Source organism: Pseudocolwellia agarivorans (assembly GCF_002000085.1).
Taxonomy (GTDB): Bacteria; Pseudomonadota; Gammaproteobacteria; order Enterobacterales; family Alteromonadaceae; genus Pseudocolwellia; species Pseudocolwellia agarivorans.
Genome location: NZ_MUZU01000001.1, coordinates 623,230 through 637,559 on the forward strand (window position 1 = coordinate 623,230; position 14,330 = coordinate 637,559).

General features: G+C 35.8%; 17 protein-coding genes and 1 pseudogene. 11 read left to right on the plus strand and 7 right to left on the minus strand.

The genetic code is table 11. The features are described from left to right. Positions 1–209 precede the first annotated feature (209 nt). The 11 genes and pseudogenes from B0X80_RS02685 (at position 210) to B0X80_RS02730 (ending at position 7,966) form a co-directional block, all read left to right on the plus strand. Entirely contained in the window at positions 210–575 is a 366-nt protein-coding gene (locus B0X80_RS02685) for a DUF805 domain-containing protein (RefSeq protein WP_077338266.1), read from the plus strand. A 195-nt stretch (positions 576–770) separates the two neighbouring features. Further along, positions 771–1,292: a TlpA family protein disulfide reductase gene (locus tag B0X80_RS02690; RefSeq protein ID WP_077338267.1), complete on the plus strand. Its 522-nt coding sequence runs from the start codon at positions 771–773 to the stop codon at positions 1,290–1,292. 8 nt (positions 1,293–1,300) lie between these two features. Beyond that, positions 1,301–1,525 carry a DUF4266 domain-containing protein gene (locus B0X80_RS02695; RefSeq protein WP_076418371.1) on the plus strand — a complete coding sequence of 75 codons (225 nt, stop codon included), beginning with the start codon at positions 1,301–1,303 and terminating at the stop codon, positions 1,523–1,525. Then, the gene (locus B0X80_RS02700) at positions 1,516–2,790 is read left to right on the plus strand and encodes a DUF3570 domain-containing protein (RefSeq protein WP_077338268.1); all 1,275 of its coding nucleotides are present in this window, start codon (positions 1,516–1,518) and stop codon (positions 2,788–2,790) included. The genes B0X80_RS02695 and B0X80_RS02700 overlap by 10 nt, the downstream gene beginning before the upstream one ends. Before the next feature lie 515 nt (positions 2,791–3,305). After that, positions 3,306–3,713, plus strand: a pseudogene (locus B0X80_RS20690) (methyl-accepting chemotaxis protein); the annotation flags it as partial. A gap of 57 nt (positions 3,714–3,770) precedes the next feature. Then, complete coding sequence (locus B0X80_RS20695) at positions 3,771–4,103, plus strand: CZB domain-containing protein (protein ID WP_425439687.1); 333 nt, start codon at positions 3,771–3,773, stop codon at positions 4,101–4,103. 12 nt (positions 4,104–4,115) lie between these two features. After that, positions 4,116–4,775: a response regulator gene (locus B0X80_RS02710; protein ID WP_077338269.1), complete on the plus strand. Its 660-nt coding sequence runs from the start codon at positions 4,116–4,118 to the stop codon at positions 4,773–4,775. Next, a complete protein-coding gene (locus B0X80_RS02715) occupies positions 4,776–6,089 on the plus strand; it encodes an ATP-binding protein (protein WP_077338270.1) in 1,314 nt (437 codons plus the stop codon). Continuing rightward, positions 6,089–6,475, plus strand: a complete 387-nt coding sequence (locus tag B0X80_RS02720) for a cupredoxin domain-containing protein (protein WP_077338271.1) — start codon at positions 6,089–6,091, stop codon at positions 6,473–6,475. Before B0X80_RS02715 ends, B0X80_RS02720 begins: the two co-directional genes overlap by 1 nt. Continuing rightward, positions 6,472–7,254 (plus strand): hypothetical protein, encoded by a 783-nt coding sequence (locus B0X80_RS02725; protein WP_077338272.1) that lies wholly within the window; start codon positions 6,472–6,474, stop codon positions 7,252–7,254. Before B0X80_RS02720 ends, B0X80_RS02725 begins: the two co-directional genes overlap by 4 nt. After that, positions 7,244–7,966 carry a hypothetical protein gene (locus tag B0X80_RS02730; protein ID WP_077338273.1) on the plus strand — a complete coding sequence of 241 codons (723 nt, stop codon included), beginning with the start codon at positions 7,244–7,246 and terminating at the stop codon, positions 7,964–7,966. The genes B0X80_RS02725 and B0X80_RS02730 overlap by 11 nt, the downstream gene beginning before the upstream one ends. A gap of 268 nt (positions 7,967–8,234) precedes the next feature. Here B0X80_RS02730 and B0X80_RS02735 read toward each other — a convergent pair whose 3' ends face one another. The 7 genes from B0X80_RS02735 to B0X80_RS02765 all read right to left on the minus strand — a co-directional run bounded on the left by B0X80_RS02735 (position 8,235) and on the right by B0X80_RS02765 (position 14,319). Next, a complete protein-coding gene (locus tag B0X80_RS02735; protein ID WP_077338274.1) occupies positions 8,235–8,762 on the minus strand; it encodes a hypothetical protein in 528 nt (175 codons plus the stop codon). A gap of 74 nt (positions 8,763–8,836) precedes the next feature. Next, positions 8,837–10,129, minus strand: a complete 1,293-nt coding sequence (locus tag B0X80_RS02740) for a YHYH protein (protein ID WP_217697124.1) — start codon at positions 10,127–10,129, stop codon at positions 8,837–8,839. Between the two features lie 168 nt (positions 10,130–10,297). Continuing rightward, positions 10,298–10,762 (minus strand): hypothetical protein, encoded by a 465-nt coding sequence (locus tag B0X80_RS02745; protein WP_077338275.1) that lies wholly within the window; start codon positions 10,760–10,762, stop codon positions 10,298–10,300. Then, positions 10,755–11,063 (minus strand): EF-hand domain-containing protein, encoded by a 309-nt coding sequence (locus B0X80_RS02750; protein ID WP_077338276.1) that lies wholly within the window; start codon positions 11,061–11,063, stop codon positions 10,755–10,757. Before B0X80_RS02750 ends, B0X80_RS02745 begins: the two co-directional genes overlap by 8 nt. A gap of 101 nt (positions 11,064–11,164) precedes the next feature. Continuing rightward, complete coding sequence (locus B0X80_RS02755) at positions 11,165–11,830, minus strand: response regulator (protein WP_076418386.1); 666 nt, start codon at positions 11,828–11,830, stop codon at positions 11,165–11,167. Positions 11,831–11,848: 18 nt separating this feature from the next. Continuing rightward, a complete protein-coding gene (locus B0X80_RS02760) occupies positions 11,849–13,327 on the minus strand; it encodes an ATP-binding protein (RefSeq protein ID WP_077338277.1) in 1,479 nt (492 codons plus the stop codon). Positions 13,328–13,446: 119 nt separating this feature from the next. Beyond that, the gene (locus B0X80_RS02765; RefSeq protein WP_077338278.1) at positions 13,447–14,319 is read right to left on the minus strand and encodes a LysR family transcriptional regulator; all 873 of its coding nucleotides are present in this window, start codon (positions 14,317–14,319) and stop codon (positions 13,447–13,449) included. Between the last annotated feature and the right edge of the window lie 11 nt (positions 14,320–14,330).

A 14,330-nucleotide genomic window follows, 5' to 3' on the forward strand; every position in this document is an offset into this window, starting at 1 on the left:
TTAAGGTTAACGTAACAATTACACTCATTAAAAAATTAGTGAGCATTATAACGACAACCAAAACAATGTAAACACAAATAACAATCACTATCATTTAGATTTAATAAAAAATCAATTATAATCGGTTTTATTCTTACTTTTTTTATTCAAAAAGTTCAGGTAAATTACTTGATGTAAGACAATGAAAGTTAAAATAAAAAGGAAGTAAAATGGAACATTTTGTAGGAACATTTAAGAAGTATGCTGATTTTAAAGGAAGAGCAAGACGTAAAGAATATTGGATGTTTATCCTTTTCTATTTAATTATCATCATCGGGTTATCTATTGTTGATTACACTATCGGCACCGGGTTCTTATCATCTATATTCAGTTTAGTTATGTTTGTTCCTTCGTTAAGTATTGCTGCTCGTCGTTTACACGATACTGGCCGCACAGGATGGTGGCAATTAATCTACTTAGTACCACTTGTCGGTTTAATTGTTATGTTGATTTTCTTAACACAAGACAGTCACGATGCTAACGATTACGGCCAAAACCCTAAGACAGCTGAAACGAATGACGCTGAGCTAGCGTAATTAAATAAAAAGGTACAAACAGCTTAGTTATTAAAGTCACGAGTGCAATACACTTGTGACTTATCCCCCTTTCTTAGAAACTCTTTACCACTTAAAGGTAAGCACTCTACGTAAACTTAAAGTTCATAACTAATTCTTAAGTTTACCTTAAGTTTCACCTCATATACTCGATGTATTATTAACATGGAGACACTTATGGCTTTTCTTCCGAGCGCTAAAACATCAACAATTACCTCTTTATTGTGGGTAATAATTATCGCCATTTTTTCTCCGCTCTCTTATAGTGGAGAAGCTGGTAACAACACACAAAACGAATTAGATGCATTATTAGCGAAACACAAAGGCAAAGTAATTTATATTGATTTTTGGGCGTCGTGGTGTGGCCCTTGCCGTAAGTCTTTCCCTTGGATGAACAAAGTTCAATCTTCATATAATTCAGACCAATTTACTGTTATTAGTATTAATCTTGATAATGAAAAAACGTTAGCTGAAACATTTTTACAGTCTACGCCGGCTAATTTTCCTGTTATTTATGATCCTAAAGGAACTCTGGCTAAAAAGTTTAAAGTAAAAGGCATGCCCAGCAGTTACTTAATAAATCAAGACGGTAAAGTAATTAAACGTCATACAGGATTTTTTAGTGCAAAAATCACAAATTATGAACAAGAAATTGATCAATTAATCGCTTCTTCACCTAATAATTTAGCAACAATGTAGGAAACATTATGAAAAATTATAAACATACAATACTTATCGTTAGCCTTGTCGCGCTAACCTCTGCTTGTAGTAGCTTAGGCGTACAACCGTGGGAAAGAGACTTATTAGCTAAAGACGAAATGGCGTTAAATTCATCTCCTATTGATGCTTCTCTTGATGATCATATTTATTTCAGTAAAGAATCATCAAGTGGCGGACGAGGTTTTGCTGGTGGAGGTTGCGGATGCAATTAATTAATAATAAAAAGCCTAGCAAAAACAAGGTAAATATCACCCAGTTACTTACCGTGGCAACTTGTACTTTATTAGGCACATCAGCCCAAGCTGAAGAAGAAAAAAGCTGGGAGTTTGACACTGCCCTGATGTACTACGGCGAAACAGATCGAGTACAGGCAACTGAATTAATTTTAGCGGGCACTAAAACGTTTGAAGATGAAAAAACACTAAACCTAAAACTAACGGTTGATGCGCTTACTGGTGCTTCAGCTAATGGTGCGGTGGCACAGCCAAACGTACAAACATTTACGCGTCCTTCTGGCAAAGAGTCTTTTAATACACCTGCAAATGAAACGCCTTTAGATGATACTTTCCGCGATACACGTTTGCAGTTTAATGCGCAATGGACACAGCCGTTTGCTGAAGATTATAGAATAAGTGGTGGCTTACATTTATCAAAAGAATATGATTATTTATCGGTAGGATTAAACGCTAATATTGCACGAGATTTTAATCAAAAAAACACCACCTTATCTGCTGGTGTTGCTTATAGTAACGACACCATAACACCTGAAGGTGACATACCAACGGCTTTTGCTGAAATGGTTCCTCCTGGTAATGAATTAAATCGCTCTGGTACTGAAGACGATAAAACCACAGTAGATTTACTATTAGGTGTTACGCAAGTTATTGACCGACAAACGATTATGCAATTTAACTATTCATACTCACAAGTAGACGGTTACTTAACCGACCCATTTAAAGTGGTTAGTTTAGTTAATTCAAACGGCATGTCGGAAAAACAGCTTTATGAAAATAGGCCTGATAAACGCGTAAAAAATAGTATTTTTTGGCAAACAAAACATCATTTTTTATCCAATTCTATTATCGATTTTTCTTATCGCTATTTTTGGGATGACTGGGAAATAACATCTCATACGGTAGATGCACGTTATAGAATTCCATTAGGCGATAGTTATATTGAGCCGCATATACGTTACTACACTCAAGATGCTGCAGAGTTCTATCAACCATTTCAGTTAAGTAGCAATCCATTACCTAGCTATATGAGCGCAGATTATCGACTAGGTAAAATGGATGGTATAACGGTAGGTGTAAAATACGGTATGCCGATGAAAAACAATACTGAGCTTTCATTCAGATTAGAGTTTTTCCAGCAATCATCTAAGAGTACAGGCGTAGAGGAACCCGGCGTATTAAACGAAGTTGATTTATACCCAAGTATAAACGCCGTTGTAGCACAGGTAAGTTACAGTTTTTAGTAACTAAGTAAAATTCGGTAACCTTATTTAAACCAATAAAATAAGGTTACCGTAAATAATTCAACCGTAATCGATAGAATCGATATCTTCTATTTATTAAATAATAAAAACGAATATCTTCTCTAACTTCAAAAAAAACACTATAGTTTAGCTGAATATAACTTAAATTATCACGAACTTAGTGATTTTAATAACTTGAGATGGATATTATGTTTGGTGTAAAAAGTCGTTCTGAAGTGCAAAAATTAAAAGCTGAAATTGAAGTATTAACATTAAAAAATAAAGATCTAGAAAAGCAACTTGAACAAATTAATGTTTCCAATGCGAGTTTAGCTGACGATATATCCAACACAGCACAAAAAAATAATAGCCAAGAAGAGTTACATAAACTGTGTTTACAATCTACCGAGCTTGTTAATCAAATTAGAGAAGAGCTAGCAAATTCGTCTGCCGAGCTTATTACTCATCGAGATTCTTTTCAGTCATCCCAATTGCTTTTTGATCAAATCAAACAAATGTTAACAAAAACAATAGTATCAACTTCTGAAATATCTAGAGATACAGAACAAGCCTCAAGCTCTGCTGAACAGCTAAAAACAGTAACTTCAGGTATAAATGATTTTGTTAATATTATTAAAAGCATATCAGACCAAACAAACCTACTTGCTTTAAATGCAGCAATAGAAGCAGCAAGAGCTGGTGAACAAGGTAGAGGTTTTGCTGTAGTTGCTGATGAAGTAAGAAACTTAGCACAACGTTCATCTGAAGCATCAAACGAAATATCAAACCTTATTGAACAAGTTAATCAACAAATGGAAGATGTTGTAAGTGGTATACATAATGTAGACACCAAAAGTAATGAAATAAGCACCAGTACTTCTCAAATAGAAAACACCTCAAATGAAATTGTAGAGTTATCGCAACATATGTATTCAGTGATAACAAACACAGCTGCAGACTCTTTCATACAAACAGTAAAAATGGATCATGTTGTTTGGAAACTTGAGGTTTACCAAGTTATGTTGGGAATGTCAGATAAGGCTGTTGATGACTTTGCTGATCACACCATGTGTAGATTAGGAAAATGGTATTATCAAGGTGAAGGAGCTGAAAAATACTCATCTCACAGCGTATTTAAACAAATAGAGCAACCGCATGCTGAAGTACATAAAAACGGCCTTGATGCATTAACCGCACATATTAATGGTGATACAGAACAAACAATAACAAGTTTAGCTTTAATGGAAAATGCCAGCTTTAAAGTCGTTGATTTACTCTCGTTATTATCCAAACAAATTTCAAGTAATACATAATAAGAGTACAGCATGAAAATATTATTAGTTGAAGACGATATACCGCTAGCTCAAGGGCTAAAGCAGTCTTTACGTAATGAAAGCTACACCATTAATTGGGTTGATAAAGGTAATGACGCTGTAAACGCTGTTCTAACAGAAGACTTTGATAGCGTTATTTTAGATTTAGGCCTGCCTGATATAAATGGTTTAGATGTTTTACGTAAAATTAAAGAAAAAAACAAACATATTCCCGTGCTTATTTTAACGGCAAGAGATGGCGTAGAAAACAAAGTAAAAGGATTAGACTTAGGCGCAGAAGACTATCTTGCTAAACCATTTGATATCGCTGAACTGCTCGCAAGGCTAAGAGTAATAGAAAGACGAATGGGCACCAATCAAGACAACACCATTGTTATCAACAATATAAAATTAGACACTAAAGCTCAGCAAATATTAATGGATGATGAAAGCGTTAATTTTTCTCGTAGAGAATACATGATAGTAAAATCACTCATGGAAAATGCGGGTAGAATAAACTCTAAAGCTTCGCTTGAAAACAAGCTATACGAATGGGGCGAAGAAGTTTGCAGTAATACCATTGAAGTACACGTGCATAACATTCGCAAAAAGCTTCCTAAAACATTTATTAAAACCGTTAGAGGTGTTGGCTATATTGTGAGTAAGGCGTAAATGTCGATAAAAAAGCAGCTCATTACCCTTATTATATCTGCGGTAATGTTAGCTTCGTTTTTTTCAGCTTTATACGGTTATAAAAACACCGTTAAGCAGCTCGACCTAATATTCGATCAAGAGCTTCATTCCATTGCAACTTTTGTTTTGGACATGAGCAAATCTAACCAAGTATTACCTTCAACAGCAGACGGTGTTTTTGCCTTCCAAGTATTCAAAAATGGCAAGTTAGTCAGTAAAAGTGAACAAATGCCAAACTCAAAATTTAATGCTTCGTCAAAATATAACAACGAAGTATTTTTTGGAGGTAAACGATGGAAAACCTATTTGTTAAAAGAAAACACCTTTGAAGTACTAGTTGCGCAACCTATGTCGTCGAGAATTGAATCAGCAGAGTCTATTTTATTTGTTATTACCACCCCGCTCCTATTTGCATTACCCTTTATTGCATTAATTGTTTTTTATATTATTAACAAAAGTTTAAAGCCTTTGGTAAGTTTGTCTCAACAATTAAAAAACAAAAACACCGACGACTTATCAGAAGTTAGCTTAACTAAACCCCCTATTGAATTAGATCCTGTACTCAATCGCCTTAATCAATTATTTGTTCGGCTTTCTGATTCATTTGATCGAGAAAAACAACTTACTGCCAACACAGCTCATGAATTACGCACACCTATTAGCGTATTAAAAATAAATGCGCATAATATTCAAAAGTCTTTTGAAAATAATAAACTAACTAATGAAGAGTTTACTGAACTACAACAAAATGTTGATCGCATGGCGCATGTTATTGAACAAATTATTGCCTTGTATCGTTTTACGCCAGAAAACTTTAACCAAAAAACTGAAACGGTAGATCTGGAGGTTGTTCTGCAAGACGTGATCGGCAGTAACTTTGATTTACTATCGGCTCATCAACAAAATATCGCATTAGATACCGACAGTAAAAATAGCTTGTCAGGAAACTACTTCGCTTTATACACCTTGTTTGAAAACTTACTAAAAAATGCAATAAAATACAGTGGTAACAAGTCTGAAATTAAACTTACTATTGCCCATGAAAGTAACTCAATTACAGTCAGCGTTGAAGATTCAGGCCCAGGAATTAGTGATGAGGAACTTCCTAAAATTTATGAACGCTTTTATCGAGTTGACTCCCAGCACTCTCACATTAAAGGTTCGGGTTTAGGCTTATCAATAGTAAAACACATAACTACCTTGCATAACGGTGAAATATCTTGCTCACGTTCATCACTCGGTGGATTATGCGTCACCGTAACTTTTCCTAATATATTAGTGGGTGTTCAATAATGCAGCCACAACGCAACCTGCAAGCATCGTTAATTTATTCAACGCTAAGCCAGTTATTTTGCGCTATTGTTTTTATAGCAAGTATTTGGAGCCAATATGCTTATGCAAAAAACAAAGTGTATTATCTCACCATTAAAGACCATATTTTTACCCCTTCAACACTGGCGATCCCTGCTAATGTAAAAGTAAAAATAATTATCGAAAATAAAGACAATGTCGCTGAAGAATTTGATAGCTTCGACTTAAACAGAGAGAAAGTTATTTTTGCTGGTAAAAAATCCACCATATATGTTGGCCCATTACCCGCTGGCACATATGAATATTTTGGCGAATTTCACCCAAATACCGCCAGAGGAAAAATTATTGTTGTGGAGGAAACGCCATGATAATTAATACCGTTATTTTATTTTTGCGCGACTTATTACCTATTTTTATTTTATTAAGTTATTTGCAGGTATTTTTAAAAAATAAAACCTTAGGCTTTTCATACTTATCCTCTGCTATATCATTTGGTGTATTCAGTAGTTTACTCTTTTTTCTCGCTGCGCCCTACGTAAGTGAAATGTTTGAAGGCACAGGCATTGAACGCACCTTTGTTGGCTTACTTTTTATTACTTATTGCTTTTTATTTTTTATTAACGCCTCTACTTCTAAAAACAGTTTGTTGTCATCACACACCAAAAGCTTACTCTTATTGGGTGTAGGTTCATTTATTGTTTTAAAAGCCAGCGCATTTTTAATATTTTTTGATGTGTATTTTCAACGTCAAAACAACCACATAAATATACTTATAGGTTGTATTATTGGATTAGGAATTTGCGCCAGCTTTAGCACTTTATTTTCTTTTATACTGACCGAAGTTATAGAGCGAAATAAAAATAAATTAATTAATGTGTTTTGGGCCTTGTTTCTCGCCGGACAAATTAGCCAAATAACCACCTACTTATCTCAAGTCGATTTAATTGAAGTTGGCCCACCCATTGTAAATTTAAGTGCATTCGTACAAGACAATTCAGAATATGGTCATGTACTAAAAGCCCTTATCGGATACGAAGAATCACCTTCATTGTTATTCCTCGTAATATACGGTTTAGCCTTTACGTTACCTTTCATAACGCAAAGTATTACCAAAACATTCATAGAGAAGAACCACTATGATAAATAAAAAAACAAACACATTACTCGCCTTAATATTCACCATAGTTATAGCAATATTTACTAGTCTAGCTGCACGAGCAGACGGTATGGTAGTCGACAAAGTTTACCACCCCTACGTAGTTGCGAACGAACAAAGTTTTGAATGGCGTTTAATGTCTAGCCAAACAAGCGCAGAAAATGTTTTAGCGCAACGTATTGGCTACGGGCAATCACTATTAGAAGACCTAGCCGTTGAATTTTTTATTATTGGCGAAAGAGACGAAACCGGCGATTTTAAATTGCAAGCAACTGAAATAGAAGCCCGCTGGATGTTAACAGAGCAAGGCCAATACTGGGCCGATTGGGGTGTACTATTTGAATTTGAAAAACAAAGAAATTCAGATCGTTACGAAGCCACCACGGGGCTTATTTTTGAAAAAGAATTTAATAAAAATAGTCTTACATTAAATTTTTTCGCCATAAGAGAATGGGGAAATGATATTCAAAACGAATGGGAACTCGAATTTAGAGCGCAATACCGCTACCGATACCTTCCTGAATTACAACCTTCCATTGAGTTTTATACTGGTGAAGACTTTGTGGGATTAGGCCCCGGCTTTATGGGTGTGCACCGTTTTGAAGGACAAAAACAACTAAAATGGGAAGCAGGTTTTATTACTGAAGTTTCTCATAAAGGAAAAAATCATACGCTACGCTTTGCAGTAGAATATGAGTTTTAGTGCTAGAGTCTGTTGATCTTTTCTGTTTAAATTTCGTTCTAATCAAACGCGATTTAATGTAGGGCTTGCACTTGCGGCATAGTTACTCTATGTAAAAGAGCAACAACAAATAGCTGATTGTAACCCTCGTTATGATGAATTTATATCCATCAAGCGCTCTGAAATACACATCTTGATCGGTAACGGGTATATATTACAAAATACATGCTACAAAAAACTCACTGCCAATTAGACTTCAAACCAGACTAACCATGCCTTCTATCATTTATTAAAATATAGAGATACTCGAGTCTTTAACTGTTAGTTTTATAAGTTGTTTCTTTTGGTCACTTTTACGGGTAGCCGTAATTTCAAATAATTGTTCAGTAGGATCAGTACCGAAAAGATCTACTTCATACTCTAACTGACTAAAAGGATCCGCTAAACTATAACGCCCCATTACAATTAATTGTGAAACAGGTGATTTTGACGACTGATGAGATACAACGGGTGAAATTAGCATGTCTTGCAATACCAACTTGTCATTATTTTCTTTAAGTACAACACGCTTATGAATAAGGTTAACAATAGCTTTGCGATAGCGAGTAAATTCAGTTTTAGACAGTTTTCCGTCATTATCATCATCAACGCCCTCAAAAGCTGAAACGGGTAATGAAAGCACCATAAATACATCGTTATCAACAACATTTAGAGTTCCATGTTGAGCAACCATAACATGTGCATACAAATGGCTTGAGAACAGTATGCTAGATAAAAAGATAACAGTTGAAATGAAACCCATTTTTATATTTTTCATGAATAAATACTCTAGTTATTTAAAGGTTATAGATTTAAGACTCTTTAACAAAAGAGCCTTAAAATTGTAACTATTTACTGTGGTGGTGGTCGCACACCGCCCACTTCAACTTCACCTTTTACACAGCGTTGAAAGTATGGGTAGCTGTCTGTGGCGTAATAATGATATATACCTGCTGGAAATTCTGGCGTAACGCCCACTCGCCCGTTACATTCATCTAAATCACCTGAACCGGCAACATACTCCCAATCTTCACCAAAGGTACCTAAGGCATACGTATTAACAGATGGTCTTGATTCACTAACTTCAGTAACTAACTGATAACTTCCCGTCATTGACTTAAGAGGAGAGGTATTATCACTAGCAATGCTATAGCCATAACGTGCATAAATAGGAAATCCATCTGCCGCCCAACCAATAATGGTCATAGTGGTATTGTCACCGCCTTGCTTAGTTACAAAACCTTCAGGCATACCATGATAATGATAAACACCACCTGGCTGCACATGCGCATTGTTGTCATCGGTACCGAAATTAAAACTATTATGTCCTAACGCCTCAATATGCCAGTTACCTTCATTACCTATCAGACTACAGTTATCGCCTGAATCGTCACAACTTCCAGCGGTATTAGCATCAATTTTCACGCCATTTAGTACGTATCCCGTAGGACCTGCAGGTCCACCTAATGTTGTAGCAGCAGTCGTTTCAACAGGTGCTAAACTATAACTTTCGGCTACACTTTGTTCTGTTATCGTATTAGGGTTATTAGCATTAGGAAAAGTGCCTACCGCGTGGTCTGGAATACCATTAGACATTAATTCTCGCTCTTCATCGCTACATGTCCAAGTTACGGTACTGTTTAGTTGTACCGAGTCAGAATCGTTATAGGCATCGTAGCTATAATCACATAAAACACCGTCTGTAGAGCCTTGAGTAACATTTGATACAAGAATGTTAACACTGTCAATTTCACTGTTTTCGCTAGTGTCGTTAACCATTAACGACACAACGTAAAGGCCCGCAACATCAGCAATAAATGATGTAGAAAACTCAGTATCACTAGACAATTCAGAAACACTACCATTAGGTAAAGTAGATAAATTCCACGAATAACTTAATGTATCGTCATCTGCATCAGTACTTTGTGCACCTGAAAGCGTTACCGTACTTCCAATAAAAAGTTTTTGATCTGCCCCCGCATTAGCAACAGGTGCAGTATTAAATTCAACACTCGTTTGCGTTTCATTCGTACTACTGCCACCACAAGCAGCAAGTAAGCAAGCTAGAACTAAACTTGATAAGGTGAAGCTTACGCTGTTTTGAAAACTGGCTTTATTTTTAGTGGAAAAAAGTGAATGTTTCATTGTTATATCGACTCCAACTGGGTAATACCAACTATTACTATGCTGGTAATACTAATAGGTTAATGTGCAAACAATGTGCATAAAATAAGGAATATAAAAAAGCCACTTCCTATTAAAAAGTGGCTCTCGTTTTTATACGTTTAATAACCATATATCAGTAATCAAGTTTTATGCTGTGGTATTAATAATAGACTCGTCGCTTTCTATACCAAATTTTTCAAAGACTTGAGCCAAAATTGACTGCTTATCTTCATCACTGAGTACGCTGTCGCTACTCGTTGCTAGCTTCTCATCTAAAAGCTCTTTTAGATAATCTACCATAGACGTTATTTCTTCAGTGCTTTGCTTAGGTGGTGGCGGTGGCATTCCCCCTTGCCCTTTTACCTCAGCAAGATCACCCAATGTTTTAGCATCAAAACCAAATGATGACATTGCTTTTTCAAGCGCTTCACCCGGTTGAATTCCAGCTTGAGAAAATGCATCAATAATACTCAGCGCATCGGTTTCATTAATATTTTCAGCGTCAAATTTTGACAAAGTTTCAGAGATCAAGCTTTGCTGCTCTTCTGTTAACTTTTGATCTGAACGTGGCGGTGGCGGCATTGACATACCAGAATTTATTGAATTAATCATGATGCTTGCCTTTTCCATGTTTAGGATGTGGCGGTTTATGGTTATCAAATTCTTCTTGGCTTATAACACCATTATTATCAGTGTCTATGCTAGTAAACACCGTTCGGTGATCACCATGAGGAAGTTGCTGTAATGAAAACTCATCAAAATCAATATCTCCATCTGCGTTAGCGTCTATCGATTCAAAACTAGGTCGTTGATGTCCTCCCATTTTTTTTTGCATTGCCTCATTTGCCTGAACAGAGGCCGTTGCTGCAATTAATAGCGTAATTGCAATAATTGATTTGCTATAAATACTCATAAGAATCTCCTGTACTTGTTAATTTAACTTTCAAGCTAAGGGTAACAAGAGAATTCGCAAACAATGTGCACAAAAAAAGGAAGTTTAAAACGAGCGATATTTTATAAAACTAAACGGTAACCTGTACCATATACTGATTCAATCCAATCTTTACCATCACTAATGCTTAAGAGCTTTTTACGTAATTTTTTTATGTGGCTATCGATAGTACGATTATTAACAATACGGTGATCTGAATACATATTTTCCATCAACTGTGTTCGCGTAAAAATACGTTCTGGCTTATTCACTAAAGGCTTCAGTAATTGAAACTCAACTGAAGTTAATGTGACCTCTTGCTGATTCAACGTAACCGTAAAACGATGTTCATCAAGCTGCAACATATTAAGTTTGTTATCTACATGCTGAATTCTTCGTAATACGGCCTTCACTCTAGCAACCACTTCCCTAAAACTAAAAGGCTTACAAATATAATCATCAGCGCCTAACTCTAGCCCTAAAAGACGATCTATTTCATCAGTTTTTGCAGTAACCATTAAAATAGGAATATTTGAAAATTGGCGAATTTCTTTGCAAAGCTCAATACCGTTTTTACCGGGTAACATAACGTCAAGTAAAATAACGCTGGGCTTATGCTCTTTTACCCATGGTATCACCTCGTCACCATGATGAATTAAGTGAGGTATAAAGTCTGAATTCTCAAAGTAGTCGTGTAACAAGTTTGCAAGTTTTACTTCATCTTCTACGATTAATATTGAATTTGTCATATACGTTCTCTCATTATTTTAGGCAATTGGTAATTTAATCACGATAGCTAAGCCGCCTAAACTTGAATGTTCAGCGAATATTTCACCTTGATGTGCATTAACAATGTGACGGCATATAGACAAACCTAAACCTGAACCACCTGTTTTACGATTTCTAGAGTTTTCAACACGGTATAGGTGTTCAAATAAGTTACCTAAGTGCTTATCGTCAACTCCACATCCATTATCTTCAAAAGTAATAAACGCTAAGGACTCTGTAGCCTTTGCTTCAACACCTAACGATATTTTAAATTTAGTGCCGTTTGAATACTTAATGGCATTATTAATAATGTTTTCAAACAATTGATACAGCCTTGTTTTATCAACATAAATAGCAATGTTTTTATCCTTAACATCTACACTCAGTGTCATGCCAGCATCAGACAAGTAACTACGATATTTGTCTTCTTCACTTTGTAATAACTCGACTAAGTTTTCATGCTTTTTACGGTAGCGCATGCCGCCAATATCAGCGCTAGTAAGTTGTTGTAAATCTTCAATAAGATGTGTTAAATGTTTTAATTCGTCATTTGCAGAAGAAATATTGCTTTGCGTTAATGGCCTAATACCATCAAGCATCGCCTCAAGCTCGCCACTTAAAATTGCAATAGGCGTGCGTAACTCGTGAGAGATATTAGCTAACCAGCGTTTTCTCGCTATTTCATTTTCCGACAAGGTAAGCGCTAATTCATTATAGTCGCGACTCAGCTCACCGAGTTCGTCTTGTCGATTCAAATGAATAGGATGTTGATAATCTCCCTGCGTTAATTTATGTACACCTCGGGTAATTAAGCGAATAGGCTCAACAACATGCCTTGCTAAAGGTAAAGCAACTAAAGCCACTAACCCCATTAAAAGAATCCCGATCAGCCATAAATACTGCTGTTGTTGCTCTATAAAATCGAGCTCGTAACCTTGGGTTAATTGATTACGTTTAGACACCGCTAAAAAACCTACCGTGTTATTATTAACAAGGATCTTTTTCTTGCTGTATTCCAAGTTTTCGAAAGCCTTGCCTGCAATAAGTACGTTATTACTGTCAAATAAAGCATAATGTGCTTCGCTACCAGAAGGGTGCGGTGGTGGCGGTAAATGCTCACCTAAAGCAAAACCATCTCTTGCTCTGCTATGCTCACGATCTTGAGGCGGTAACTCTGAAGGCCTTCTATGCTGAAAACCTAAAGCGGGTGGCCTGTTTGAAAAGTCACTGTTCGAAAGGCTTTCTGAAATTAAGTATCGTAATTTTTTATGCTTTCCACTCATACCCTGCCAATTATCATGTTTTTGATATTCTGTAGCGAGTTCTTTTACTACCGGGGTAAGTGTTTCTATTTCTTTAGTATTAACGTATTCAATCATGCCTTTGCCAAGGCTCCACTGCATAAGTAAAACAAGGAATAAAACCAATACCAAACTAAAGCCAAAAAATATTAAAAAAAACTTTTTTTGAATATTCATAAACCAACAATTAACCTTAATATTATTGAGCAAGCAACCATTTCATAAAAAAAGAGTAGCAATTAAATGTGCAAGTAATGTGCATAAACTAAAGAATTTAAGATGAAACCTTCTCTCTCTTATGAAAACTCATTCCAAATCATACTTGAAACAGGCCCTAATGAAGTTTCTTGTCGTTTAATTAAACGTATCTCACCACTTATGCTGTATTCAAGTTCAGCAGGTTGTAGCTTAATAAGTTGGCCTGACTTAAGCTCTTCTTCCACCATAAATTCAGGAATATAACCCCAGCCTAACCCTTCAACGAGCATATTTTTAAGGGTGTAAGCGTCTTTGGTTCGCCACTGTCTGCAACCTTTAAGTAAAATAAGATCGTGAGTGTCAAAGCTTAAATCGCTCTCTTCCACATTAATGTGCACCTCTTGTTTTAAGTCATTAATATTAATGTTTTTAAAAGTAGGAAATAATTGAGGTGCTGCCACTAAAATAATACTGAAATGGCTGATAGGTAATGACTCTAAGTCACCTAAAGCATATAGAGTTGGCCACCATGGGCTAATGGCTAAATCAATTTTTTCTTTTTTGAGTAAATCTAAAGAACCAAAACGAGACTCACCAATTAATTCAATTTCAGTATAGGGAAATTGAGTTTGGCAGCGTTTTAACACCGATAATATATTCGATAGCGGGCATATAGCGTCGTAACCTAGCCTTATTTTAGCTTCATTCCCTTCACCTAAATGTTGCCCTAAAGAATTAAGCTGCGAAGCAGATTGCAGTAACTCTTGTGCTTTATGATAAAACAACTTACCAGCTTCGGTTAAGGTTAATCGGTAGTTATCTCGGGTTAAAATTTGAAAACCATATTCTGCCTCTAGCTTTTTTAATGCCATAGACAATGCTGGTTGGGTTTTATGTAAACTTATTGCGGCTTTTTGCAAAGTTCCGCATTCAACAATGCGGCATAATGTTCTAATTTGATCTAAGGTCATTTACTTACGGT

Excerpts from the sequence above, each read along its gene's own strand:
- B0X80_RS02685 (WP_077338266.1), top strand. The coding sequence starts at position 210 with ATGGAACATTTTGTAGGAACATTTAAGAAGTATGCTGATTTTAAAGGA.
- B0X80_RS02690 (WP_077338267.1), top strand. The coding sequence starts at position 771 with ATGGCTTTTCTTCCGAGCGCTAAAACATCAACAATTACCTCTTTATTG.
- B0X80_RS02695 (WP_076418371.1), top strand. The coding sequence starts at position 1,301 with ATGAAAAATTATAAACATACAATACTTATCGTTAGCCTTGTCGCGCTA.
- B0X80_RS02700 (WP_077338268.1), top strand. The coding sequence starts at position 1,516 with ATGCAATTAATTAATAATAAAAAGCCTAGCAAAAACAAGGTAAATATC.
- B0X80_RS20695 (WP_425439687.1), top strand. The coding sequence starts at position 3,771 with ATGGATCATGTTGTTTGGAAACTTGAGGTTTACCAAGTTATGTTGGGA.
- B0X80_RS02710 (WP_077338269.1), top strand. The coding sequence starts at position 4,116 with ATGAAAATATTATTAGTTGAAGACGATATACCGCTAGCTCAAGGGCTA.
- B0X80_RS02715 (WP_077338270.1), top strand. The coding sequence starts at position 4,776 with ATGTCGATAAAAAAGCAGCTCATTACCCTTATTATATCTGCGGTAATG.
- B0X80_RS02720 (WP_077338271.1), top strand. The coding sequence starts at position 6,089 with ATGCAGCCACAACGCAACCTGCAAGCATCGTTAATTTATTCAACGCTA.
- B0X80_RS02725 (WP_077338272.1), top strand. The coding sequence starts at position 6,472 with ATGATAATTAATACCGTTATTTTATTTTTGCGCGACTTATTACCTATT.
- B0X80_RS02730 (WP_077338273.1), top strand. The coding sequence starts at position 7,244 with ATGATAAATAAAAAAACAAACACATTACTCGCCTTAATATTCACCATA.
- B0X80_RS02735 (WP_077338274.1), bottom strand. The coding sequence starts at position 8,762 with ATGAAAAATATAAAAATGGGTTTCATTTCAACTGTTATCTTTTTATCT.
- B0X80_RS02740 (WP_217697124.1), bottom strand. The coding sequence starts at position 10,129 with ATGAAACATTCACTTTTTTCCACTAAAAATAAAGCCAGTTTTCAAAAC.
- B0X80_RS02745 (WP_077338275.1), bottom strand. The coding sequence starts at position 10,762 with ATGATTAATTCAATAAATTCTGGTATGTCAATGCCGCCACCGCCACGT.
- B0X80_RS02750 (WP_077338276.1), bottom strand. The coding sequence starts at position 11,063 with ATGAGTATTTATAGCAAATCAATTATTGCAATTACGCTATTAATTGCA.
- B0X80_RS02755 (WP_076418386.1), bottom strand. The coding sequence starts at position 11,830 with ATGACAAATTCAATATTAATCGTAGAAGATGAAGTAAAACTTGCAAAC.
- B0X80_RS02760 (WP_077338277.1), bottom strand. The coding sequence starts at position 13,327 with ATGAATATTCAAAAAAAGTTTTTTTTAATATTTTTTGGCTTTAGTTTG.
- B0X80_RS02765 (WP_077338278.1), bottom strand. The coding sequence starts at position 14,319 with ATGACCTTAGATCAAATTAGAACATTATGCCGCATTGTTGAATGCGGA.